General features: G+C 71.8%; 22 protein-coding genes and 1 riboswitch. Of the genes, 15 read left to right on the plus strand and 7 right to left on the minus strand.

What is annotated here, in order from left to right; genetic code table 11:
- Window positions 1–33: 33 nt before the first annotated feature.
- A riboswitch (cyclic di-AMP (ydaO/yuaA leader) is annotated at window positions 34–205 on the plus strand.
- Between the two features lie 13 nt (window positions 206–218).
- Window positions 219–1,007: a M23 family metallopeptidase gene (locus ACWCRJ_RS09340; protein ID WP_450938710.1), complete on the plus strand. Its 789-nt coding sequence runs from the start codon at window positions 219–221 to the stop codon at window positions 1,005–1,007.
- Window positions 1,008–1,211: 204 nt separating this feature from the next.
- Window positions 1,212–1,916, plus strand: a complete 705-nt coding sequence (locus ACWCRJ_RS09345; protein WP_450938711.1) for a GntR family transcriptional regulator — start codon at window positions 1,212–1,214, stop codon at window positions 1,914–1,916.
- A gap of 212 nt (window positions 1,917–2,128) precedes the next feature.
- Here the strand turns inward: ACWCRJ_RS09345 and ACWCRJ_RS09350 are convergent, their stop codons facing one another.
- The gene (locus tag ACWCRJ_RS09350; RefSeq protein ID WP_046915424.1) at window positions 2,129–2,410 is read right to left on the minus strand and encodes an HPr family phosphocarrier protein; all 282 of its coding nucleotides are present in this window, start codon (window positions 2,408–2,410) and stop codon (window positions 2,129–2,131) included.
- 190 nt (window positions 2,411–2,600) lie between these two features.
- Here ACWCRJ_RS09350 and ACWCRJ_RS09355 point away from each other — a divergent pair, with 190 nt between their 5' ends.
- The 4 genes from ACWCRJ_RS09355 to ACWCRJ_RS09370 all read left to right on the plus strand — a co-directional run bounded on the left by ACWCRJ_RS09355 (window position 2,601) and on the right by ACWCRJ_RS09370 (window position 8,275).
- Window positions 2,601–5,468: a bifunctional acetate--CoA ligase family protein/GNAT family N-acetyltransferase gene (locus ACWCRJ_RS09355; RefSeq protein ID WP_450938712.1), complete on the plus strand. Its 2,868-nt coding sequence runs from the start codon at window positions 2,601–2,603 to the stop codon at window positions 5,466–5,468.
- A 302-nt stretch (window positions 5,469–5,770) separates the two neighbouring features.
- Window positions 5,771–6,358, plus strand: coding sequence for a DUF5998 family protein (locus ACWCRJ_RS09360; protein WP_020114135.1), 588 nt, complete (start codon window positions 5,771–5,773; stop codon window positions 6,356–6,358).
- Window positions 6,358–7,545, plus strand: a complete 1,188-nt coding sequence (locus ACWCRJ_RS09365; protein WP_450938713.1) for an alkaline phosphatase family protein — start codon at window positions 6,358–6,360, stop codon at window positions 7,543–7,545. The genes ACWCRJ_RS09360 and ACWCRJ_RS09365 overlap by 1 nt, the downstream gene beginning before the upstream one ends.
- An 82-nt stretch (window positions 7,546–7,627) precedes the next feature.
- Complete coding sequence (locus ACWCRJ_RS09370; protein ID WP_450938714.1) at window positions 7,628–8,275, plus strand: thymidine kinase; 648 nt, start codon at window positions 7,628–7,630, stop codon at window positions 8,273–8,275.
- Between the two features lie 58 nt (window positions 8,276–8,333).
- Here the strand turns inward: ACWCRJ_RS09370 and ACWCRJ_RS09375 are convergent, their stop codons facing one another.
- Window positions 8,334–9,128: a VOC family protein gene (locus tag ACWCRJ_RS09375; RefSeq protein ID WP_450938715.1), complete on the minus strand. Its 795-nt coding sequence runs from the start codon at window positions 9,126–9,128 to the stop codon at window positions 8,334–8,336.
- Window positions 9,129–9,446: 318 nt separating this feature from the next.
- Between ACWCRJ_RS09375 and ACWCRJ_RS09380 the strand changes: the two genes are divergently transcribed.
- Window positions 9,447–10,274 (plus strand): sulfurtransferase, encoded by an 828-nt coding sequence (locus ACWCRJ_RS09380; RefSeq protein WP_450938716.1) that lies wholly within the window; start codon window positions 9,447–9,449, stop codon window positions 10,272–10,274.
- Window positions 10,275–10,497: 223 nt separating this feature from the next.
- On the opposite strand, the gene sepH is transcribed toward ACWCRJ_RS09380, so the two are convergent.
- From sepH to ACWCRJ_RS09395, 3 genes are all read right to left on the minus strand, one after another.
- Window positions 10,498–11,538, minus strand: a complete 1,041-nt coding sequence (gene sepH, locus ACWCRJ_RS09385) for a septation protein SepH (RefSeq protein ID WP_450938717.1) — start codon at window positions 11,536–11,538, stop codon at window positions 10,498–10,500.
- A gap of 402 nt (window positions 11,539–11,940) precedes the next feature.
- On the minus strand, window positions 11,941–13,260 hold the full coding sequence (locus tag ACWCRJ_RS09390) for a D-arabinono-1,4-lactone oxidase (RefSeq protein ID WP_450938718.1): 1,320 nt from the start codon (window positions 13,258–13,260) through the stop codon (window positions 11,941–11,943).
- Window positions 13,220–14,461, minus strand: a complete 1,242-nt coding sequence (locus tag ACWCRJ_RS09395; RefSeq protein WP_450938719.1) for an MFS transporter — start codon at window positions 14,459–14,461, stop codon at window positions 13,220–13,222. Before ACWCRJ_RS09395 ends, ACWCRJ_RS09390 begins: the two co-directional genes overlap by 41 nt.
- A 150-nt stretch (window positions 14,462–14,611) precedes the next feature.
- Here ACWCRJ_RS09395 and ACWCRJ_RS09400 point away from each other — a divergent pair, with 150 nt between their 5' ends.
- Together ACWCRJ_RS09400 and ACWCRJ_RS09405 are read left to right on the plus strand one after the other, a co-directional pair.
- Window positions 14,612–15,739 (plus strand): ferrochelatase, encoded by a 1,128-nt coding sequence (locus tag ACWCRJ_RS09400; RefSeq protein WP_450938720.1) that lies wholly within the window; start codon window positions 14,612–14,614, stop codon window positions 15,737–15,739.
- An 8-nt stretch (window positions 15,740–15,747) separates the two neighbouring features.
- Window positions 15,748–16,566 (plus strand): inositol monophosphatase family protein, encoded by an 819-nt coding sequence (locus ACWCRJ_RS09405; RefSeq protein WP_450938721.1) that lies wholly within the window; start codon window positions 15,748–15,750, stop codon window positions 16,564–16,566.
- 95 nt (window positions 16,567–16,661) lie between these two features.
- Here the strand turns inward: ACWCRJ_RS09405 and ACWCRJ_RS09410 are convergent, their stop codons facing one another.
- Window positions 16,662–16,826 carry a hypothetical protein gene (locus tag ACWCRJ_RS09410; protein ID WP_005481595.1) on the minus strand — a complete coding sequence of 55 codons (165 nt, stop codon included), beginning with the start codon at window positions 16,824–16,826 and terminating at the stop codon, window positions 16,662–16,664.
- Between the two features lie 416 nt (window positions 16,827–17,242).
- Between ACWCRJ_RS09410 and ACWCRJ_RS09415 the strand changes: the two genes are divergently transcribed.
- The 4 genes from ACWCRJ_RS09415 (at window position 17,243) to ACWCRJ_RS09430 (ending at window position 20,831) form a co-directional block, all read left to right on the plus strand.
- On the plus strand, window positions 17,243–17,896 hold the full coding sequence (locus ACWCRJ_RS09415; protein ID WP_005481597.1) for a response regulator transcription factor: 654 nt from the start codon (window positions 17,243–17,245) through the stop codon (window positions 17,894–17,896).
- 6 nt (window positions 17,897–17,902) lie between these two features.
- The gene (locus ACWCRJ_RS09420; RefSeq protein WP_450938722.1) at window positions 17,903–19,165 is read left to right on the plus strand and encodes a sensor histidine kinase; all 1,263 of its coding nucleotides are present in this window, start codon (window positions 17,903–17,905) and stop codon (window positions 19,163–19,165) included.
- Between the two features lie 405 nt (window positions 19,166–19,570).
- Window positions 19,571–19,867: a DUF4193 domain-containing protein gene (locus ACWCRJ_RS09425; protein WP_005481602.1), complete on the plus strand. Its 297-nt coding sequence runs from the start codon at window positions 19,571–19,573 to the stop codon at window positions 19,865–19,867.
- Window positions 19,868–19,880: 13 nt separating this feature from the next.
- Window positions 19,881–20,831, plus strand: a complete 951-nt coding sequence (locus tag ACWCRJ_RS09430; RefSeq protein ID WP_450938723.1) for a hypothetical protein — start codon at window positions 19,881–19,883, stop codon at window positions 20,829–20,831.
- 67 nt (window positions 20,832–20,898) lie between these two features.
- Here the strand turns inward: ACWCRJ_RS09430 and ACWCRJ_RS09435 are convergent, their stop codons facing one another.
- A complete protein-coding gene (locus ACWCRJ_RS09435; protein WP_005481604.1) occupies window positions 20,899–21,360 on the minus strand; it encodes a DUF3093 domain-containing protein in 462 nt (153 codons plus the stop codon).
- A 112-nt stretch (window positions 21,361–21,472) separates the two neighbouring features.
- Between ACWCRJ_RS09435 and ACWCRJ_RS09440 the strand changes: the two genes are divergently transcribed.
- Together ACWCRJ_RS09440 and dut are read left to right on the plus strand one after the other, a co-directional pair.
- On the plus strand, window positions 21,473–22,057 hold the full coding sequence (locus tag ACWCRJ_RS09440) for a PaaI family thioesterase (protein ID WP_046917972.1): 585 nt from the start codon (window positions 21,473–21,475) through the stop codon (window positions 22,055–22,057).
- On the plus strand, window positions 22,054–22,584 hold the full coding sequence (gene dut, locus ACWCRJ_RS09445; protein WP_450938724.1) for a dUTP diphosphatase: 531 nt from the start codon (window positions 22,054–22,056) through the stop codon (window positions 22,582–22,584). The genes ACWCRJ_RS09440 and dut overlap by 4 nt, the downstream gene beginning before the upstream one ends.

Consider the following 22,584-nt stretch of genomic DNA (forward strand, 5'->3'; position numbering starts at 1 on the left):
TGTTCGTCAGATGTTCGCCGCAGCCGCGGCACCGGACAGTCATCGCCGAATCCCCATGGCGCGAGCCCGGGGAGCCGGGGACCCACCGAAGTCCCCTGGGGTGAATCGGGTGCCCTTCGCGAGCGACGCGAAACGAGGGGCAGCCGTAGGAGACCTTCCTGCTCCGAACCCGTCAGCTAACCCGGTAGGCGAGAAGGAAGGAAAGGACCAGCCACTTCATGGCGTTCACCCGCGCCCCTGGGAAGCACCGCCGTCCCGGCCGTGTACAGCGCACGACCACGAGGAACGTGGGCGTAGCCGCTCTCACCACCACCGGTGTCATCGGCACCCTCGCAGGCCCCGCGCTCGCCGCGGAGGAGCCCGCGGTCGAGCAGACCGGCCTGAACCAGATCATCGTCCTCGGCGACACGGTCGCCGACCAGGTGGACGCCCAGGCCGTTGCCCAGCAGCAGGCCGCCGAGGTGGCTGAGGTCAAGAAGAAGGCGCAGGAGGAGGCCCGCAAGGCCGCCGCCGAGAAGGCCGAGCAGGAACGTGCCGCCGCCAAGGAGCGCGAGGAGATCAAGGCCCGCGCCGCCCGCGCGGCCGAGCGCGAGCGCCTCAACACCTACGTCTCGCCCATCAGCGGCTCGTACATCTCCACCGGCTACAAGGCCGGCGGCGCCGTCTGGTCCTCCGGCAGCCACACCGGCGTCGACTTCCACGCCGCCACCGGCACGGCCGTCCTCGCGGTCGGCTCCGGCACCGTCGTGGAGGCGGGCTGGGGCGGGGCGTACGGCAACAACATCGTCATCAGGATGGCCGACGGCACGTACACCCAGTACGGCCACCTGTCGTCCATCGGCGTCTCCGTCGGCCAGACGGTCACCCCCGGCCAGCAGATCGGCCTCTCCGGCGCGACCGGCAACGTCACCGGCCCGCACCTGCACTTCGAGGCCCGGACGACGGCCGAGTACGGCTCGGACATCGATCCCGTCGCCTACCTGCGCTCGCACGGTGTGAACGTCTGAGACACCGCTCCACGCTTCTGGTGAAGGCCCCGGCTCATCGAGCCGGGGCTTTCCGCGTTGTGCGAACGCCCCGTGACGTACCTCCTGTCCAAAAAATATCCCTGGATTCCGGCCCGCCGTCGGAAATTCCGGCTCGCTGCAATAGAGTCGCTGGAAGACACGTCAATCATCGACGTTTCACGGGGATTAAGGCGGAGGTCGGTCATGCGTATTCCGGCACATTCGGTATGCACGGCGATCCGAGATGACATCGTCGCGGGTGTCTACGAGCGCGGCAGCCGTCTCACCGAGGAACTGCTCGCCCGCCGGTACGGCGTCAGCCGGGTCCCCGTGCGTGAGGCGCTGCGCACGCTGGAGGCCGAGGGCTTCGTGGTGACCCGCCGGCACGCGGGCGCGTGCGTCGCCGAGCCGACCGAGCAGGAGGCCGCCGACCTGCTGGAGATGCGCATGCTGCTGGAGCCGCTGGGAGCCGCCCGTGCCGCCCAGCGCCGCACGGAGGCCCACCTCAAGGTGCTGCGCGGCCTGGTCAGACTGGGCCAGGAACGGGCCAGGCGGGGCACCAGCGAGGATCTGCGCTCCCTGGGGGGCTGGTTCCACGAGACGCTCGCACAGGCGTCCGGCAGCCCTGCCCTGACCTCGACACTCGCCCAGCTGCGGCACAAGATCGCCTGGATGTACGCGGTCGAGGCACCCGCCGATCCCGTGGAGTCCTGGGCGGAACACGGCGGCATCGTGGACGCCGTCGCGCGCGGCGACGGCGACCGGGCCCGGACGATCACGTCCCTGCACACCGAGCGCGCCACCGCCGCGCACCGCTTCCGATTTCCGGGCGGGGCCGGCGCGGCGGAACGGGCGGAGCGTGTGAGAACTTCGCAACACCCCGTAAACATGTCGAGCCTGCGGCATTAACACGGGAGCCGTATACAAAGAGGCGAGAATTCCGAGGGGCATTCTTTCTGCTGCCCGCAGAACGAAATCGGAGCGGCGGCAGAGGGAAATCGGGGCGGTAGGGGAACGAAATGGCGAAGGGCCCGCCCGATAAATCGGACGAGCCCTTCGCCATGGTGTGCGGGTGGCCTTTCAGGCCTGTTTCCGTTCCGGGCACCCGGTCACGGGGTCGCTCAGACCGTCTCGGGGAGTTCCTCGAGTCCCTCGGCCACGAGCTTCGCCAGACGGTCGAGCGCGACGTCCGCGCCCTCGGCCTCGGACGCGAGCACGATCTCCTCGCCGCCCTGGGCGCCGAGGCCCAGGACCGCCAGCATGGAGGCCGCGTTGACGGGGTTCCCGTCGGCCTTGGCGATCGTCACGGGGATACCGGAGGCCGTGGTGGCCCGGACGAAGATGGATGCGGGTCGGGCGTGGAGGCCCTCGGCCCAGCCGACGTTGACGCGGCGCTCAGCCATGTGATGCTGCCCTTCGGATGTCTCGGGTGGTTCAGAGAGGTCTAGACCGGGTTGTCTAGACCAGTTTCCCATATGGCGCGACGGAGCGGAACGGGCCCACGGCCTGGCCACGAACCGGCTCTCGCGCTTCTGTTGTGCTTCCCCAGACTGCCCCGCGCCGTAGCCGGACGCGAGCCGTACTCTGGGGCCCATGCAGACCTCGTCGGACCGGCACGAGTACCCCGCCCACTGGGAGGCCGACGTGGTGCTGCGCGACGGCGGCACCGCACGCGTCAGGCCCATCACCGTCGACGACGCCGAGCGTCTGGTCAGCTTCTACGAGCAGGTCTCGGACGAGTCGAAGTACTACCGCTTCTTCGCGCCGTACCCTCGCCTGTCCGCCAAGGACGTCCACCGCTTCACGCACCACGACTTCGTGGACCGGGTGGGGCTCGCCGCCACGGTCGGCGGCGAGTTCATCGCCACCGTACGCTACGACCGGATCGGCGCCGACGGAATGGCCGCGTCAGCCCCCGCCGACGAGGCGGAGGTCGCCTTCCTCGTCCAGGACGCCCACCAGGGCCGCGGCGTGGCCTCCGCCCTCCTCGAACACATCGCCGCCGTCGCCCGCGAGCGCGGCATCAGACGCTTCGCGGCCGAGGTGCTCCCCGCCAACAGCAAGATGATCAAGGTGTTCACCGACGCCGGGTACCAGCAGAAGCGCAGCTTCGAGGACGGTGTCGTCCGCCTGGAGTTCGGCCTGGAGCCCACCGACCGCTCCCTGGCCGTGCAGCGCGCCCGGGAGCAGCGGGCCGAGGCCAGATCCGTCCAGCGTCTGCTCGCCCCCGGCTCGGTCGCCGTCATCGGCGCCGGGCGCACGCCGGGCGGAGTGGGCCGCAGCGTCCTCGCCAACCTCCGGGGCGCCGGTTTCACCGGACGGCTGTACGCGGTGAACAGGGCTCTCGGCGAGGACGAGAAGGAGATCGACGGGGTGCCCGCGCACCGGTCCGTCACCGAGATCGAGGGGCCCGTCGACCTCGCGGTCGTCGCCGTCCCCGCCGCGTACGTCCCCGAGGTCGTCGCCGAGTGCGGCGAACACGGCGTGCAGGGGCTCGTCGTCGTCTCCGCCGGGTACGCCGAGAGCGGCCCCGAGGGGCGCGAGCGCCAGCGCGAACTGGTGCGCCAGGCGCGCACGTACGGCATGCGCATCATCGGACCGAACGCCTTCGGGATCATCAACACCGCCCCGGACGTACGGCTCAACGCCTCACTCGCCCCCGAGGCCCCGCGCTCCGGGCGCATCGGTCTCTTCGCCCAGTCCGGTGCCATCGGGATCGCACTGCTGTCCCGGCTGCACCGGCGCGGCGGAGGGGTCACCGGTGTCACAGGCGTCTCCACCTTCGTGTCGTCGGGCAACCGCGCCGACGTCTCCGGGAACGACGTCCTGCAGTACTGGTACGAGGACCCGGACACGGATGTCGTCCTCATGTATCTGGAGTCCATCGGCAATCCGCGCAAGTTCACCCGTCTCGCCCGGCGCACGGCGGCGGTCAAGCCGCTCGTGGTCGTGCAGGGGGCGCGCCACGGCTCCGCGCCCCAGGGGCATGCCGTGCGCGCCACCGAACTGCCCCACACCACCGTGTCCGCGCTGCTTCGGCAGGCCGGGGTGATCCGGGTCGACACGATCACGGAACTGGTCGACGCGGGACTGCTGCTGGCCCGGCAGCCACTGCCGGCGGGGCCCCGGGTGGCGATCCTCGGCAACTCCGAGTCACTGGGGATGCTCACGTACGACGCGTGTCTCTCCGAGGGGCTGCGGCCGCTGCCCCCGCTCGACCTGACGACCGGGGCCTCGGCACGGGACTTCCACGCGGCGTTGTCGCGGACGCTCGCCGACGACTCGTGCGACGCGGTGGTGGTGACGGCCATACCGGCGCTGGGGGAGACGTCGCCGGGGGACGCGGCCCTGGCGGAGGCGTTGCGGTCGGCCGCCGCCGCGAATCCCTCGAAGCCGGTGCTCGTGGTGCACGTCGAGCTGGGCGGCCTGGCCGAGGCGCTGTCGGCCGCGGCCAGCACGGCACCGCAGGCCGGCGACAGGACGCCCGGCAGCGACGGCGGCACCGACCTGTTCCGCCCCGCGCAACCCCCGCCCACCGCAAGCCAGGAGACGACAGAGACGGGAGAGATGACCGCGTCCTCCTCCGAGCGGGCCGGCTCCCGGCTCATCCCCGCCTATCCCGCCGCCGAGCGGGCCGTCCGCGCCCTCTCCGAGGCCGTGCACTACGCGCAGTGGCGACGGGAGGCGGCGGAGCCGGGACGGGTGCCCGCGTACGAGGACATCGACGAGAAGGGCGCGGCCGAGCGGATCGACGCGCTCCTCGCCACGGGCGAGGGGCTCGCGCTCGGCGCCGAGGAGGCGGGCGCGCTGCTCGGCCGGTACGGCATCCACCTGCGGCAGGCGCGGCCCGCCCCCACGCCCGACGAGGCGGCGCGGGCGGCCGAGGCCCTCGGCTATCCCGTCGCCCTCAAGACGACCGCCCCGCACCTGCGGCACCGGGCCGACCTCGGCGGCGTCCGGCTCGACCTGGCGGACGAGGAACAACTGCGCCGGGCGTACACGGAGTTGACGGAGCTGTTCGGCAGTCCGGCGGAGCTGCGCCCGGTCGTGCAGGGCATGGCCCCGCGCGGAGTCGACACGATCGTCAGGAGCGTGGTGGACCCGGCGGCCGGCGCCGTGCTCTCGTTCGGGCTCGCCGGGCCCGCGTCGCAGCTGCTCGGCGACATGGCACACCGCCTGATTCCGGCCACCGAACGGGACGCGGCCTCGCTGGTCCGGTCGATCCGGACGGCACCGCTCCTCTTCGGCTGGCGGGGCTCGGCCCCCGTCGACACGGACGCGCTGGAGGAGCTGCTGCTGCGGGTCTCACGGCTGGTCGACGACCACCCCGAGGTCGTGGCGGTCTCGCTCGAACCCGTCGTGGTCGCCCCGCACGGCCTGAGCGTCCTCGGCGCCACCGTCCGGCTCGCCCGCCCGCCCCTGCGTGACGACCTCGGCCCGAGGACGCTTCCGGTCTACTGACGGACCCGCCGCCGCGCGCCGACGACGGCCCACGCCCCCACCCGGCGCGAGCCGCACAGCCCACCTCGCGAGAGCCCACAGCCCACCCGGCGCGAGCCACACAGCCCACCCGGCGCGAGCCGCACAGCCCACCTCGCGAGAGCCCACAGCCCACCCCGTGCGAGGGCCGCCCGGCCCACCCGTGCGACGGCGCGCGCACCGCGTGCGGACGGCGCACGGCTGCCCCGATTGATCCGTCCACGACAGAACAGAGACGGCAGAGCGGTCCCTCGCAGTCAGTGCGCCACCGTAGGATGGACATCATGGCCAAGACCAGTACGACGACCCAGGGGCTGCGTGCGGCGATCGAGCGCAGCGGCTACTACCCGGCCCTCGTGGCCGAGGCGGTGGAGGCCGCTGTCGGCGGCGAGGCCATCAAGTCGTACCTGGTCCACCAGGAGACGACGTTCGACGCGAACGAGGTGCGGCGGCATGTCACCGTCCTCGTCCTCACGGGCAACCGCTTCATCGTGAGCCACACCGACGAGCAGGCCGCGGACACCACCTCGCCGACGCCGTACGCCACGACGTCGACCGAGTCGGTGAAGATCGGCCGGATCTCGTCGGTCGTGCTCAGCCGTGTCGTCGCCAACCCGGAGTCGTACACGCCGGGCACCCCGCCCCGCGAGGTCGTCCTGACCATCGGCTGGGGTGCCGTCTCCCGCATCGACCTGGAGCCCGCCGCCTGCGGCGACCCCAACTGCGAGGCGGACCACGGCTACACGGGCAGCTCGACGGCGGACGACCTCAGCCTGCGTGTCAGCGAGGCCGGGGACGGCCCGGAGACCGTGCGCCAGGCCCTCGCCTTCGCGCAGTCCCTCTCCGAGGCGACCGCGGACACCGCCCGCTGATGGCGCTGCCCACCTGGGACGACCCGCAGCCGCTGGCCCTCGGCTCGGCCCCCGTCCCCGAGTACGGCGCCGGCTCGCTCGCGGATCTCCTGCCCACCCTCGCGGCCGGTATGGGGGTCCCCGGTACGACCGCGTCGATACCGGAACTGACCGCGGCCGACCGCGCCTGTGTCTTCCTGGTCGACGGCCTGGGCTGGGAGCAGCTGAAGGCGCACCCGGACGAGGCGCCCTACCTGACCGCGCTGCTGGCCTCCTCGCGCGGCGGCACCGGCCGCCCCATCACCGCGGGCTACCCGGCCACCACCGCGACCTCCCTCGCCTCCGTGGGCACGGGCCTGCCCCCGGGCGCACACGGGCTGCCCGGCTACACGGTCCGCAACCCGCAGACGCGGGAGCTGATGAACCAGCTGCGCTGGCAGCCCTGGACGTCCCCGAGCGAGTGGCAGCCGTACCCCACGATCTTCCAGCTCGCCGACCGGGCGGGTGTGCACACCGCCCAGGTCACCTCCCCGGCCTTCCAGAACACCCCGCTCACCAAGATCGCGCTGAGTGGCGGCACCTTCCACGGCCGCCTCTCCGGCGACGACCGCATGGACGTGGCCGCCGCGCAACTGGCCGCCGGGGACCGCGCGCTGGTCTACACGTACTACTCCGAGCTGGACGGCGCCGGCCACCGCTTCGGCGTCGACTCGGACGCCTGGCGCGGCCAGCTCATGCACGTCGACCGGCTGGTCCAGCGCCTGGCCGAGCAACTCCCGCCGCGCACCGCGCTGTACGTCACCGCCGACCACGGCATGCTCGACGTCCCGTTCGACGAGCAGCACCGCATCGACTTCGACGAGGACTGGGAGCTGCGCGCCGGGGTCGCCCTGCTGGGCGGCGAGGGCCGGGCCCGCCATGTGTACGCCGTGCCGGGCGCCGAGGCGGACGTCCTGACCTGCTGGCGCGAGGTGCTGGGCGAGCAGTTCTGGATCGCCTCGCGCGACGAGGCGATCGCGGCGGGGTGGTTCGGACCGCGGATCGACGAGCGTGTGTACGCCCGCATCGGCGACGTGGTCGCGGCGGCACACGACGACGTCCTGATCATCGCCTCCGAGCGGGAGCCCAAGGAGTCGGCGATGGTCGGCAACCACGGCTCGATGACCCCCGTGGAACAGCTGGTGCCGCTCCTCGAAGTACGCTCCTGAGGCACCACGCCCGTCCGTCCGTTCGCCCGCGCCCGTCCACCCCCGCCCCTCGCCGTCCATGCCGAAAGGTGCTCAACTCACCATGCCCGAGCTGGTGTTCTTCTCCGGAACCATGGACTGCGGGAAGTCGACGCTGGCCCTCCAGATAGAGCACAACCGTTCGGCGCGCGGCCTCCAGGGCATGATCTTCACGCGTGACGACCGCGCGGGCGAGGGCAAACTGTCGTCACGGCTCGGCCTGGTCACCGACGCCGTCGAGGTCGAGGACGGACAGGACCTCTACGCGTACCTCGTCGACCACCTCTCCCAGGGCCGCCGCGCGGACTATGTGATCGCCGACGAGGCCCAGTTCCTCGCCCCCGAGCAGATCGACCAGCTCGCCCGCGTGGTGGACGACCTGAGCCTCGACGTGTACGCCTTCGGCATCACGACCGACTTCCGCTCCAAGCTGTTCCCCGGCTCCCAGCGTCTGGTCGAGCTGGCCGACCGCGTCGAGGTCCTCCAGGTGGAGGCCCTGTGCTGGTGCGGCGCCCGCGCCACCCACAACGCCCGCACCATAGGCGGTCAGATGGTCGTCGAGGGGGCCCAGGTGGTCGTCGGCGACGTCAACCAGCCCGACGACATCGGCTACGAGGTCCTCTGCCGGCGTCACCACCGCCGCCGTATGACGGCGGCCTCCGCCCACGCGAGCGCCCTCGCCCCGGACGTCCTGCCGGTCGAGGCGGTCTGAGGGGGTCGGCGGGCGCCGCCCGGCATCACCCGATCGTGTGATGGGCCGAGCGGGCGGCTCAGCGCTCCGTGTGCACCACGGCGAACTTCGCGCCCTCCGGGTCGGCCAGCGTGGCCACCGGGCCGTGCGGGGTGTCGTGGACGGGTTCGAGGACGCGTCCGCCGAGTTCGATGACACGGTTGGCGGCCTCGTCGGGGTCGCTCACCTCGAAGTAGGTCAGCCAGTGGGGACCCCGGTCGCGGGGCAGCGCGCCGCCGACGCCGTGGATGCCGGCGACGGAGCGGCCCTCGACGCGCAGGGTGACGTAGTCGTCGTCGGCGGAGACCACCGGCTCCTCCTCGTAACCGAACGTCGTCTCGTAGAACTTGGCGACCAGCGAGCTGTCGACGGTGAGGAGTTCGTCCCACGCCGGGGTGCCGGGCACTCCGGTGATGTCCGCGCCGAGATGCTCCGCCGCCTGCCAGACACCGAAGACGGCTCCCGCGGGGTCGGAGGCGATCACCAGCCGGCCCGCCTCACCGGCGTCCAGCGGACCGACGCCGACGGTGCCTCCGCAGTGCCGTACGGTCTCCGCCGTCCGGTCCGCGTCGTCCGAGGCGAAGTACGGCGTCCACGCGATGGGCAGATGGCGGTCGGGCGGAAGCTGCCCGATGCCCGCCACCTGGCGCCCGTCGAGCAGTGCCCGTACGTACGGGCCGAGCTGCTGGGGGCCGGGCTGGAACTCCCAGCCGAACAGCGCCCCGTAGAAGTCCTGGGTCGTCGCCATCCCGTGCACCATCAGGCTCACCCAGCAGGGTGTGCCCGGTGGATACGCCGTGCCGCTCAGGCCGGCCGGCCCCCGTGCCTCGGTCATCGTCACTCTCTCCTCGGCCCCTCGCGGTGGCCGTGTCCGTCCGCCCTCCGTACGTGTACCGCGTCCGCGCGCGATCACGCCCCGTGCCGATGCTCGCACCGGCCGTGGCGCCACGGGCCGCGCCGCACCGCCGAGCGAGGCGTGCGTGCGCGAGGATGCCCGACGATCCGGTACCCGCCGCCGTCCGCGTCGCTGCCGTGCGGTGTCCATCGGCCGTACGGCATGTGTCCGATCCCGTACTGCTGGTGATCGGCACCGCCGGCGGGCAGAGTAGCCGGACCCGGGCGACGCGGCCACCCCGTGCGCGAGGATGGGGCCATGAACGCCATCATCTCCGCCTCCGACCTCGCCGGCGAACTGGCGGGACCCCGTCCGCCGGTCCTCCTGGACGTCCGCTGGCAGTTGGGCGGCCCGAACCAGCGTCCCGAGTACGACAAGGCGCACCTCCCGGGAGCCGTCTTCGTCGACCTGGACACCGAACTCGCCGGTCCGGCGGGCTCCGGCGGCCGCCACCCGCTGCCCGACGCCGACGCCTTCGGGGCTGCGATGCGGGCGGCCGGGGTCGGAGCCGACCGCCCCGTCGTCGTGTACGACGGCGGGCTCAACTGGGCCGCCGCGCGCGCGTGGTGGCTGCTGCGCTGGGCGGGTCACCCCTCGGTACGGGTCCTGGACGGCGGCCTGGCGGCCTGGGAGGGTCCCCTGACGGCCGAGATCCCGCGGCCCGAGCCCGGCACCTTCGAGCCCGCCCCCGGCGCGCTGCCGCTGCTCGACGCGGACGGCGCCGCCGAGCTGGCCCGCACGGGACTCCTCCTGGACGCCCGGGCCGCCGAGCGCTACCGCGGCGACGTGGAGCCCATCGACCCGGTCGGCGGCCACATCCCGGGCGCGGTGTCCGCCCCCACCACGGAGAACGTGGCCGAATCCGGCCGCTTCCGCTCCGCCGCCGAACTCGCCGACCGCTTCAAGGGACTCGGTGCGACGGCCGACTCCGAGGTCGGCGTCTACTGCGGCTCCGGTGTCTCCGGCGCCCATCAGGTGCTGGCGCTGGCCGTCGCGGGCATCCCGGCGGCCCTGTACGTGGGCTCGTGGTCGGAGTGGTCCCGGGACGGGAGCCGTCCGGTCGCCACCGGCCCCGACCCCCGGTGAGTCACCGCTGACGAAAACGCCGTGGGGCCCGCGTCTGAACGACGCGGGCCCCACACACGTATGAATGACCGATCCTGCTCCAACAAAAAGCACCAGCACACACCACCAGCGAAACCACCAGCGAAACCATCAGCGAAGACGCAGACAGGACACCGCCGGAGACACAGACGAAGAAACGCACCCGCGAGAACGACCGGCCCGACTCCCCACCGTCGTGGGCCCGCTACTCCTGTTTCTTGCGCCGCGTACCGAAGACGATCTCGTCCCAGCTCGGCACCGCCGCGCGACGGCCCGGACGGACGCCGTCCGCCTCGGCCTGACGGTCGGTGGCGCCGATGAGCCGGTCGCGGTGACCGTTGACCGACCGCGGCATGAGGACGTCCGCGTAGGCGGAACCGGCCGAGGCCGCGGGGGCGGCGGACTCCTCCTCCGCCACCTCCTCGGCGGAAACGGACGAGGACTCCTCCTGCGGTTCCACGGAGGGCAGTTCGGGCACCACCAGGTCGCCCCGGTAGCTCGGGACGGCCTCCAGGATGCTGGTGAGCGAGTCGCGCTCACTCACCAACTCGTCGTCGGACTCCGAGGGCGCGGGCAGGGCGGGACGTTCCGCCTGGCGGTCCAGGGGGCGGTCACGGGGCAGCCGCGCGATCCTCGGCACGAACGGGAAGCTCGGCTCGGGAGTCCCGAGGTCGTCGGACTCGCCGATCAGCGAGCGTGCCTCGTCGTCGACGGCCTGGACGAGCCGCCGGGGCGGGTCGTAGGTCCAGCTCGCCGAGTGCGGTTCGCCCGCGACGCAGTACACCAACAGGACTTCCCAGGTGCCGTCGTCGCGGCGCCAGGAGTCCCACTGGACGGTGTCCTTCTCGGCGCCGCGCAGCAGCAGTCGCTCCTGGACGGCCTCACCGAGCTGGGGGCCGGCGGCGTTCTCGCCGGGGCGGCGGACCGGGGTCTTGCGGGCCCGCTCGGCCATGAAGGCACGCTCGGCGAGGACGGGACCCTCGAATCGCCGGACCCGGTCGACGGGGATGCCGGCGAGCTGCGCGACCTCCTCGGCCGTGGCACCCGCGCGTATCCGCGCCTGGATGTCACGGGGGCGGAGATGGCTCTCCACCTCGATCTCGATCTGACCGAGGCGTGGACGGTCGCCGCGCACGGCGGCACGCAGCCGTTCGTCGATCGGCAGCGTGTACTCCGTGGAATCGGCAGCCTTCAGCACCAGCCGTGTGCCGTCATTGGAGACGGCCACGACACGCAGTTCGGGCATGGGGACCTCCCGGGTGGTGCCTGCCGACGTCACGTGCGTCGCTGCTTCCGCTAGTCGAGTGTGGCCTGCCCGGGTGCAGCCTGCCACAACCTTGCCGAGTTGCCCGGCGTGTCGGGCGTGAGCCCGAGGCCGCCGTTATGGCACGGTTATCAATTCGCAACGCTAAGTGACGAACCTCATCACCCTGTGCAACGATCCCCCTCCCGGCGGTCCTCGAAGGCCCCGGACACCCTGGCGGGAGTCCGGACCCAGGGCTCGCAACAGTACTCCATTCGGGCCACTTGCGTGGATCGGCACGCCGCCCAACTTCTCACGCCAGACGTCGATCCGCCGTGGGAACAGACCTTTTCGTGACCTCGGGAGGGACACCCTTCACACGATCAACGACAACCGCCCGACTCGCTAGGCGCCGAGCACCCGGCGCAAGTAGTCGTTCTGGAAACGCCGTTCGGGGTCGAGCCGGTCACGCAGCGCGGTGAACTCGCCGAACCGCGGATAGACCTTGGCGAAGTAGTCCGTGTCCCGGGTGTGCACCTTGCCCCAGTGCGGCCGCCCCTCGTGCGCGGTGAAGATCCGCTCGGCGGCGGTGAAGTACGCCTGATAGGGCGTGCCCTTGAACATGTGCACGGCGACGTAGGCGCTCTCGCGGCCGGAGGCGGTGGAGAGCGTGATGTCGTCGGCCGGCGCGGTGCGCACCTCGACCGGGAAGCTGACGCGCAGCTTCGAACGGTCGACCATCGCCTTGAGTTCACGCAGCGTGTCCACCAGGGCCTCGCGCGGCACGGCGAACTCCATCTCCACGAACCGCACTCGGCGCGGAGAGGTGAAGACCTTGTAGGGGATGTCCGTGTAGGTCCGCGCGGACAGGGCGCGGCTGGAGATCTGCGCGATGGTGGGGATGGTCGCGGGGACCGCCTGGCCGACCCAGTTGGCCACCTGGAACACGCCGTTGGAGAGGAACTCGTCCTCGAACCAGCTGTTCAGCTGCGGTACGGGCTTCTCGGGGCCCGCGCTGCGGTTGTTGCGCTTGGTGTTGGTGTTGCCGGTGTGCGGGAACCAGTAGAACTCGAAGTGCTCGTTCTCGGCGTGCAGTTCGTCGAACTCGGCCATCACCTTCTCGAACGGCATCGGTTCCTCGCGTGCCGTGAGCAGGAAGATCGGCTCCACGGCGAAGGTGATCGCGGTGACGATGCCGAGGGCGCCGATGCCGACACGGGCGGCGGCGAAGACGTCCGCGTTCTCCGTCGGCGAGCAGGTGAGGGTCGAACCGTCCGCGGTGACCAGTTCGAGGCCCCTGATCTGGGCGGCGATGGATGCCGAGTCCCGGCCGGTGCCGTGCGTTCCGGTGCTGGTGGCGCCGGAGACCGTCTGCTCCATGATGTCGCCCATGTTCGTGAGCGACAGCCCTTCGCGGGCGAGGGCCACGTTGAGCCGCTTGAGCGGGGTGCCCGCGGCGACCGTGACGGTCATGGCCTCACGGTCGATCTTGCGTATGCCCGTCAGCAGTTGGGGACGGATCAGCACACCGTCCGTGGCGGCCGCCGCCGTGAAGGAGTGACCCGTGCCGACCGCCTTCACCCGGAGGTCGTCATCGGCGGCCTTCCGCACGGCCGCGGCGAGCTCCTCGACGGTGGCCGGGGTGACCTCCCGTACGGGCCGGGCGGTGACGTTCCCCGCCCAGTTACGCCACGTGCCGCTCTTGCCGATCACTGTGGTGCTCATGGGGCCCTCCCCGCCTTGGAGCCGGCCTGCGCAGCCGGCGGTACCCGAGGAAACCCACCGCGACCGCGACGGCCCCGGACGCCGCCGGAACCACGTACCCCGCCTTCGCCCCGGCAGCGTCGATCACCCAGCCGGAGACCGAGGAGCCGAGCGCGACCCCGACCGCGAGCCCGGTGCTCACCCAGGTCATGCCCTCGGTCAGTTGCGTGCGTGGTACGTGCTCCTCGATCAGGGACATCGTCGTGATCATCGTGGGTGCGATGGACAGTCCGGCGACGAAGAGCGCCACGGCCAGGAACGGCAAGTTTCCGACCAGTAGGAGGGGGATCATACTCACGGCCATGCCGCACACGCCCAGCAGCCACCGTCGTTCTGCCGCCCCGGCGAAGCGCACCAGCCCGAAGACGATGCCCGCGGCGCAGGAACCGGCCGCGTAGAGGGCCAGGACGACGCTCGCGGCGGCCTTGTGGCCCCGCTCCTCGGCGAAGGCCACGGTGACCACGTCGACGGCCCCGAAGATCGCCCCGGTCGCCACGAAGGTGGCCACCAGCACCCGCAGTCCTGGCGAGCGCAGCGCCGAACGGCGCCTGTCGTGCCGCGCGCGCGGGTGCGGCGCCGGCTCGGTCGCGCGCTGGGCGGTGAGCCAGAAGACGCCGGCCGCCAGGAAGCAGGCGGCGAGCAGCGGGCCGGCCTCCGGGAACCACGCCGTGGAGAGCCCGATGGAGATGATCGGCCCGAAGATGAAGCAGATCTCGTCGACGACCGACTCGAAGGAGTACGCGGTGTGCAGCTGCGGGGTGTCCCGGTACAGGGCCGCCCAGCGCGCCCGGGTCATCGCCCCGAGGCTCGGCACACAGCCGATGCCGGCCGAGCAGACGTAGAGCACCCAGTCCGGCCAGGAGTAGTGCGCGGCGAACAGCAGCGCGGCCGCCGCGGTCAGCGCGACGAGGGTCGCCGGGCGCAGCACCCGACGCTGTCCGTACTGGTCCACCAGCCGGGAGATCTGCGGGCCGAGTACGGCGGCGGACAGCGCGATGGTCGCCGACAGCGCCCCGGCCAGGCCGTACCGTCCGGTGAGCTGCGAGATCATCGTGACCACGCCGATGCCCATCATGGACAGCGGCATCCGGCCGAGAAGACCCGCGGCGGTGAAACCCCTGGTGCCGGGGGCGGCGAACAGGGCGGTGTAGGGGCTGGGCACGGGTTCTCCGGTCGGTCCGGTACGCGGAGGAGATGGTTCCTCGTAAGGCGTGACTGTGGTCGATACAGCTTACGGGTGAGGTGACCCTCGGTCATCCTCGGACGTGGGCCGGGATCCCGGTCGCCGGCGCAGGGTGGCAGGATCGAAGACATGCCACACGCGCACGACGCCACCCCCTACGACGCCCTGCTCCTGCTCTCGTTCGGCGGCCCGGAGGGCCCGGACGACGTGGTCCCGTTCCTGGAGAACGTGACGCGGGGGCGCGGCATCCCCAAGGAACGCCTCAAGGAAGTCGGGCAGCACTACTTCCTGTTCGGCGGGGTCAGCCCCATCAACGACCAGAACCGCGCCCTGCTCGACGCCCTGCGCAAGGACTTCGCCGAACACGGCCTGGACCTGCCGGTCTACTGGGGCAACCGCAACTGGGCGCCCTATCTGACCGACACGCTGCGTGAGATGGTGGCCGACGGCCGCCGCCGCGTCCTCGTCCTCGCCACCAGCGCGTACGCCTCGTACTCGGGCTGCCGCCAGTACCGCGAGAACCTCGCCGACTCGCTCGCCGCCCTGGAGTCCGAGGGCCTTCGGCCGCCGAGGATCGACAAGATCCGGCACTACTTCAACCACCCGGGCTTCCTGGAGCCCATGATCGACGGCGTCCTGCGCTCGCTCGCCGACCTCCCCGAGGACGTCCGCGACGGCGCGCACCTCGCCTTCTGCACGCACTCCATCCCGAACGCCTCGGCGGACACCTCCGGTCCGGCCGAGGACCACGGGGACGGCGGCGCCTACGTCGCCGAGCACCTGGAGGTCTCGCGGCTCGTCGTCGACGCCGTGCGCGAGCGGACCGGGGTCGAGCACCCCTGGCAGCTCGTCTACCAGTCCCGCTCCGGCGCCCCGCACATCCCGTGGCTGGAGCCCGACATCTGCGACCACCTCCAGGAGCGGCACGAGTCCGGGGCTCCGGCCGTCGTGATGGCGCCCATCGGGTTCGTCTCGGACCACATGGAGGTCCTGTACGACCTCGACACCGAGGCCATGGCCAAGGGCGAGGAACTGGGACTGCCGGTCCGCCGGTCGGCCACCGTGGGTGCCGATCCGCGGTTCGCCGCCGCCGTCCGCGACCTCGTCCTGGAGCGCGCCGCCGTCGAGCGGGGCGACGACATCACACCCTGCGCCCTCGGCGCACTCGGCGCGAGCCACCACCTGTGCCCGGCCGGCTGCTGCCCGGCCCGCGCCCCCCGACCCGCCGCCGCGGGCGTCGACAGCCCGTACGCGTGAGGAGCACCGTGAACGACCAGACAGAGCGCCCGGACGGCCTGCGGGCCGAACTGCTGGAGATCGCCCTGGACGCGGCCCACCGCGCGGGAGCCTTCCTGCGCGACGGCCGCCCCGCCGACCTCGGCGTGGCCGCCACCAAGTCCAGCGCGGTCGACGTCGTCACCGAGATGGACATCGCCTCCGAGAAGCTGATCACCGGCCTGCTGGCCGAGCGCAGGCCGCACGACGGCGTGCTCGGCGAGGAGGGTGCCAGCGTCGAGGGGACCAGCGGCGTCCAGTGGGTGATCGACCCCCTCGACGGAACCGTCAACTACCTCTACGGACTGCCCAGTTGGGCCGTGTCCATCGCGGTCCGGGTGGACGGCGAGACGGTCGTGGGCGTGGTCCACGCCCCGGAGCGCGGCGAGACCTTCCGGGCCGTCCTCGGCGAGGGCGCGTACCTGAACGACCGCCGCGCGCGCGTGCGCCCCGCCCCGGAACTGGGGCTGGCCCTGGTCGGCACCGGTTTCGGCTACCGGGCCGAGCGGCGGGCCAGGCAGGCCGACGTGCTGCGCGAGCTGATCCCGCACGTGCGGGACATCCGACGAGGCGGCTCGGCCGCGATCGACCTGTGCGACGTGGCCGCGGGCCGCCTGGACGCCTACTACGAGCGCGGTCTCAACCCCTGGGACTACGCGGCGGGCGACCTCATCGCCCGGGAGGCGGGCGCCCTGACCGGTGGCCGCCCCTCGGAGCCCCTCTCACCCGAGCTGACCATCGCCGCCCCACCCGCCCTCTTCGAGGTCCTCCAGACCCGCCTGGAGGACCTCGGCGCCTGGCACGACTGACCCGCACCCGCGCAGAGCAGCGGGCCCCCGGCCTGGATCCGGCGGGGGCCCGCTGTGGTGCGTAGGGCTGGTGAACGGGCCGGGAATGCGGACGCCTAGGCGCCGACCTCCACACCGTGGTCGGCGGCGAGGCGGCGCAGGTCGTCGAGTTCGCCCTGCTCCACCTCGGCGAGGAAGTCGTCGCCCTCGTCGCGTGCCCTGGTCAGGTCGGACTCGGTCGTCCTTATGCGCTGCAGAAGTCCTGCGGTGAATGCGTCCATGCTGCGCCCCCTCGTCCTGGGTCGTGGGTCGGTGGCACGGGGGTGTGCCGTTCGGAAGGGGCGATCACGTCTCCTGCGGGTGCCCAGCGCTGCCCTGGCCGGGCGGCGACGGTGCCGGACACCCACGCCCGCTCTGCGGAAAAGCGGATTGCCGCGTACCGCATGGTGGTGCGGCACAAGCGGAGCGTGATCGCGGGGTGTAAAGCCGTCCTCCCCCCGGCCCCTTCGACGGAAACCTCAACCGAACGAAAAAATCCGGTATTCCCCGCCGTGCCCCAGCGGCCTTCCTGTCCGGTGGTCGCCTTACCGCCGACTTACGGCCGAAAAAGGCAGGATGGAGGTCACACACCCACGAACACCCTGCCCGTGTGCGCCTTCGGCGCGCTACGCGGGTGGACACAGGAAGGACAAGCGACGTGCGCGTACTCGTCGTCGAGGACGAGCAGCTGCTCGCCGATGCGGTGGCCACCGGACTGCGCCGGGAGGCCATGGCCGTCGACGTCGTGTACGACGGTGCGGCGGCCCTGGAACGCATCGGCGTCAACGACTACGACGTGGTCGTCCTCGACCGCGACCTCCCCCTCGTCCACGGCGACGACGTCTGCCGCAAGGTCGTCGAGCTGGGGCTGCCCACGCGCGTGCTGATGCTGACCGCGTCCGGCGACGTCAGTGACCGCGTCGAGGGCCTGGAGATCGGCGCCGACGACTACCTGCCCAAGCCGTTCGCCTTCAGCGAGCTCATCGCGCGCGTACGGGCCCTCGGCCGGCGGACGAGCCTGCCGCTGCCGCCCGTCCTGGAGCGCGCCGGGATCAAGCTCGACCCCAACCGCCGCGAGGTCTTCCGCGACGGCAAGGAGGTCCAGCTCGCGCCGAAGGAGTTCGCGGTCCTGGAGGTGCTGATGCGCAGCGAGGGCGCCGTCGTCTCGGCGGAGCAGCTCCTGGAGAAGGCCTGGGACGAGAACACCGATCCGTTCACCAACGTCGTGCGGGTGACGGTCATGACACTGCGCCGCAAGCTCGGCGAACCGCCGGTCATCGTCACCGTGCCCGGCTCCGGCTACCGGATCTGATCCGCCGTGGCCCCCACCCCCGCGCCGCCCCAGGCGCCCCCCAAGCCCACCTGGGACCCCCGGCGGGCGCAGAACCCGCTCCCGTGGCTGCGCCCGACCATCCGGATACGGCTCACGCTGCTGTACGGCGGCATGTTCCTGATCGCCGGGATCCTGCTGCTGTCGATCATCTACCTGCTGGCCGCCCAGGCCGTGAGCACCGGCAACACCCCGGTGTTCAAGATCGAGGCCGGCAGGGACATCAGCGTGTCCAGCAACATATGTCCCGCCGTCGACGCCAACACCGCCCCGACCACCCTCGAGCTCGACGACTTCAACCGGGCCATCTCGGCCTGCATCGACCACGAGCGCCAGGTCGCCCTGGACACCCTGCTCAGCCGCTCCCTGCTGGCCCTGCTAGGGCTCGCGGTGATCGCGTTCGCCTTCGGGTACGCGATGGCGGGCCGGGTGCTCGCGCCGCTCGGCCGGATCACCCGTACGGCGCGCGCGGTGGCCGGCTCGGACCTGTCCCGCCGTATCGAGCTGGACGGCCCGGACGACGAGCTGAAGGAGCTGGCGGACACCTTCGACGACATGCTGGAGCGGCTCCAGCGGGCCTTCACGGCCCAGCAGCGGTTCGTCGGGAACGCCTCGCACGAGCTGCGGACGCCGCTCGCGATCAACCGCACCCTGCTGGAGGTGCATCTCTCCGATCCGGGCGCGCCGGCCGAGCTGCAGCAGCTGGGCAAGACGCTGCTGGCCACCAACGAGCGCAGTGAGCAGCTCGTCGAGGGTCTGCTGCTGCTCGCACGCAGCGACAACCAGATCGTCGAACGCAAGCCCGTGGACCTCGCCGAGGTCGCCTCCCAGGCCATCGACCAGGTGCGCTCGGAGGCGGACGCCAAGAAGGTGGAGATCCGCGGCGAGTGGGCCCCCGCGGTCGTCCAGGGCAACGGCGTCCTGCTGGAGCGGATCGCCCTGAACCTGGTCCAGAACGCCGTCCGGTACAACGTGCCGGGGCCGGGCGGCTGGGTGGAGGTCACGACGGAGCTGCAGCACGGACAGGCGGTCCTGGTGGTCACGAACACCGGGCCCGTGGTCCCGGCGTACGAGATCGACAATCTTTTCGAGCCGTTCCGGCGGCTGCGTACGGAGCGCACGGGCAGTGACAAGGGCGTGGGCCTCGGCCTGTCGATCGTCCGGTCCGTGGCCCGCGCGCACGGCGGCCACATCGCCGCCCGGCCACGTGAGGGAGGCGGACTCGTGATGCGCGTGACCCTGCCCGTCTGAGAAAATGACCCCGGTTTCCAGGGCGTGTTCGCTTTGCGCGGAATTTCCTGGGTACTTGATCGAAACGGTCGTGCACGACCGATGTGTGATCGATCACATGGGCGAATTTCCAGCCATCTACCGAGCGTGATCATGTGACCTTCGGAAAGCCGGGAAAATCCGGGTTTTCGGGGGTTGAGATCACGGGAAGTACATGCTGAAGCGCTTTGATAAGCAGCCTCAGGACCGTGTACGGTCCCGTTCGCCATCCAAGCCGATCACTCTTGAGGAGTCCGGTTGGGTGTCGATTGAGTAACAGACCTTGATGTGAGGCAAAATCTCCGCCTCAGGTCGGGCACAAGTCCGGCCTCTCACGCGTTACGTGCGCTGGAGACACCGCAGACACCCAGAGGGGGAGAGCGCGACATGGCAACGGATTACGACACCCCACGCAAGACCGACGACGACGTCGACTCGGACAGCCTGGAAGAGCTCAAGGCTCGCCGGAACGACAAGTCGACGTCCGCCGTGGATGTAGACGAGTTCGAGGCGGCAGAAGGCCTGGAACTGCCCGGGGCCGACCTCTCGAACGAGGAGCTGGCCGTCCGGGTGCTGCCCAAGCAGCAGGACGAGTTCACCTGCATGAGCTGCTTCCTGGTGCACCACCGCAGCCAGCTGGCCCGCGAGAAGAACGGTCAGCCGATCTGCCGCGACTGCGACTGAGGCAGGGTCGGCCGTGACTGGCTCGACCCCTCCTTGGAAGCGCCGCTCCCGCAAGGGGGCGGACCCGGGGCCCGAAGCGGGTTCCGACGGCGTGCGTGACGACGAGCGGGGCTCCTCCGACAAGGGAGCGGCCTCGCTCGAACGTGCGTCCGCCATGGCGTCGGGGGGCGCCACGGATGAGCAGGGACACCTGCCCGTACCGGTGGACGCTCCGGCGCCGGTCGCCACCCGGCGCGCGGCCGTCGTCCGCGCGGGACTGAAACAGGGCCTCAAGGTCGGGGCCCGCAAGAGCGGTGACCGGGCCCGGGCGGGGCTCGCCTACATCACCGACCGGATCATCGACATCGCCCCGCGGATTCCCGTACGCGATCTCGCGACCCTGCGTGCCCAGTTCCCGGGGCTGGGGCCCGAGCAGATCGCCGACAAGCTCGTCGCGGGGGCCGCCCATGCGACCTCCACGGTGGGCGCGGGCGTCGGGGCCGCCGCGATGCTGCCGGCGCCGCCCGCCATGCCCGCGGAGCTGGCCGCCGAGATCACCGGGGTCGCCGCCATCGAGCTCAAGCTCATCGCCGAGCTGCACGAGGTGTACGGCGCGCGGCCGCCGGGGAACCTGCGGCAGCGCAGTACCGCCTACCTGAACTCCTGGTCCGGCGAGCGCGGCATCGACGTGACCAGACCCTCCACGGTCAACTCCGCGCTCGGCGGCCAGATGAAGCGGCAGCTGCGCCAGCAGATCATGAAGCGCATGGTGCGGGACCTGCCGAACCTGATGCCGTTCCTGGTCGGCGCGGCGGTCGGGGCGGTCATGAACCATCGGGACACCAAGCGCGTCGCGGAGCGGATCCGCAAGGACCTGCGGCGCACACAGGTGCCGTGGGAGGCGCTGCCGGAACTCCCGCGCCTGGAGAAGCCGGCCGATCCCCTGACGGTGGGTGAGCTGCCCGAGGAACTCGGCGGGGGCTGAGCGCCGGTAAGAGTTCGGCGAGAAACCGCGCCGCCCACCGGGAGGTGCGCGCCGGGGCCCTGCCGCGCTACGCCGTCGTCCTCGCCGCTTCCAGGGCGGCCACCAGGCGCTCCGGCTCCCTCGTCGACAGGTACACGTACGGGGTGGGGTCGGCAGGGTCGGTGACCGGGATGCGCAGGGCGGTCGGGATGTAGGCGCGCAGGAGCATGAACGCGTGGGGATTGGCCTTGTAGGTGCGCCAGGCCTGGGCCTCCTCACGGTCCAGGATCTCCGGCTCGCCCAGGGCGCTCACCGGGATCTTCGCCTCGCCCGCGACGAGGGAACCGCCGACGACACGGATGCGGACCGAGCCGTACGAGCTGGCGACGACCGCCGCGACCGCCGTGCCGCCGACGAGCCCGCCCAGCAGGGGGAGGGTGCCGAACGGCAGCAGGATGAGGGCCATCGAGACGCCGACCAGGAAGCAGACGAGCCACCAGGTGCGGGGCGCGGTGAGACGTTCTTCGTACGGCGAGGCGGGGAGCTGCATGGCGTCAAGCTTGGCATGCGGACCCTCCCGCCCCGGAATAGGGGCGTCCGAGGGGAAACCCTGTCCGTAGGGACGGTGGCCGGACGCTGACGGGCGGGTAAGGTCTGCGCCTGTGAGAGGTACTTCCGCGGCCCTGCGCCCCCCGGCTGACGCCACGGCGCCCGTACGGCATCCCGAGGCGCCCGCCCCCGGTGAGCCGCTCGGCGCGCACTACGGGCAGTGTTTCGGCTGTGGTGGTGAGCAGCCGCACGGGCTGCATCTGGAGGCGACGGCCGGTGAGGGCGTCACTCTCACCGCCGAGTTCACGGTGCGGCCCGCGCACCAGGGGGCCCCGGGCCTCGCGCACGGCGGAGTACTCGCCAGCGCCCTGGACGAGACCCTCGGCTCCCTCACCTGGCTGCTGCGCACCATCGCGGTGACCGGGCGGCTGGAGACGGACTTCCTGCGGCCCGTCCCCGTCGGCACCGTGCTGCATCTGCGGGCCGAGGCGACGGCGGTGGCCGGACGCAAGATCTTCGCGACGGCCGAGGGGCGCATCGGCGCTCCCGACGGCCCCCTGGCCGTCCGCGCCGACGCGCTGTTCGTCGAGGTCAAGGTCGACCACTTCATCGACCACGGGCGCGACGAGGAGATCCGGGCGGCCATGGACGACCCCGACCAGGTCCGGCGGGCCCGCGCCTTCGAGGTGAACCCGTGAGCGACGGCCGTGCCCCTCTCGACGTCCTGATCCGGCGCGTCGACCCCGACGTGCCGTTGCCGGACTACGCGCGCCCCGGTGACGCGGGAGCCGATCTGCGCACCACCGAGAGCCGGGAGCTGAAGCCCGGCGAACGGGCCGTACTGCCCACGGGAGTGTCCATCGCGCTCCCGGAGGGGTACGCGGCCTTCGTGCACCCACGGTCCGGCCTCGCCGCCCGCTGCGGCGTCGCCCTGGTGAATGCCCCGGGGACGGTTGATGCCGGGTACCGTGGGGAGATCAAGGTGATCGTGGTGAATCTCGACCCGCATGAAGCCGTGCGGTTCGAGCGCTTCGACCGGATTGCCCAACTGGTCGTCCAGCAGGTCGAGAAGGTGCGCTTCCAGGAGGTGGCGGAGCTTCCCGACTCGGCGCGGGCCGAGGGGGGCTTCGGGTCCACGGGCGGTCATACCGCCGTGGGCGGACCATGGGTGGCAACGGGTGGGAATCGATACGCTTCGGTCGTATCCGACCGGGAAGGACAGTGA

This window comes from Streptomyces sp. NPDC002324 (assembly GCF_053593335.1).

Bases quoted from the DNA above. Each gene is read 5' to 3' on its own strand.
- ACWCRJ_RS09340 (WP_450938710.1), top strand. From the start codon at position 219: ATGGCGTTCACCCGCGCCCCTGGGAAGCACCGCCGTCCCGGCCGTGTA.
- ACWCRJ_RS09345 (WP_450938711.1), top strand. From the start codon at position 1,212: ATGCGTATTCCGGCACATTCGGTATGCACGGCGATCCGAGATGACATC.
- ACWCRJ_RS09350 (WP_046915424.1), bottom strand. From the start codon at position 2,410: ATGGCTGAGCGCCGCGTCAACGTCGGCTGGGCCGAGGGCCTCCACGCC.
- ACWCRJ_RS09355 (WP_450938712.1), top strand. From the start codon at position 2,601: ATGCAGACCTCGTCGGACCGGCACGAGTACCCCGCCCACTGGGAGGCC.
- ACWCRJ_RS09360 (WP_020114135.1), top strand. From the start codon at position 5,771: ATGGCCAAGACCAGTACGACGACCCAGGGGCTGCGTGCGGCGATCGAG.
- ACWCRJ_RS09365 (WP_450938713.1), top strand. From the start codon at position 6,358: ATGGCGCTGCCCACCTGGGACGACCCGCAGCCGCTGGCCCTCGGCTCG.
- ACWCRJ_RS09370 (WP_450938714.1), top strand. From the start codon at position 7,628: ATGCCCGAGCTGGTGTTCTTCTCCGGAACCATGGACTGCGGGAAGTCG.
- ACWCRJ_RS09375 (WP_450938715.1), bottom strand. From the start codon at position 9,128: ATGACCGAGGCACGGGGGCCGGCCGGCCTGAGCGGCACGGCGTATCCA.
- ACWCRJ_RS09380 (WP_450938716.1), top strand. From the start codon at position 9,447: ATGAACGCCATCATCTCCGCCTCCGACCTCGCCGGCGAACTGGCGGGA.
- sepH (WP_450938717.1), bottom strand. From the start codon at position 11,538: ATGCCCGAACTGCGTGTCGTGGCCGTCTCCAATGACGGCACACGGCTG.
- ACWCRJ_RS09390 (WP_450938718.1), bottom strand. From the start codon at position 13,260: ATGAGCACCACAGTGATCGGCAAGAGCGGCACGTGGCGTAACTGGGCG.
- ACWCRJ_RS09400 (WP_450938720.1), top strand. From the start codon at position 14,612: ATGCCACACGCGCACGACGCCACCCCCTACGACGCCCTGCTCCTGCTC.
- ACWCRJ_RS09410 (WP_005481595.1), bottom strand. From the start codon at position 16,826: ATGGACGCATTCACCGCAGGACTTCTGCAGCGCATAAGGACGACCGAG.
- ACWCRJ_RS09425 (WP_005481602.1), top strand. From the start codon at position 19,571: ATGGCAACGGATTACGACACCCCACGCAAGACCGACGACGACGTCGAC.
- ACWCRJ_RS09435 (WP_005481604.1), bottom strand. From the start codon at position 21,360: ATGCAGCTCCCCGCCTCGCCGTACGAAGAACGTCTCACCGCGCCCCGC.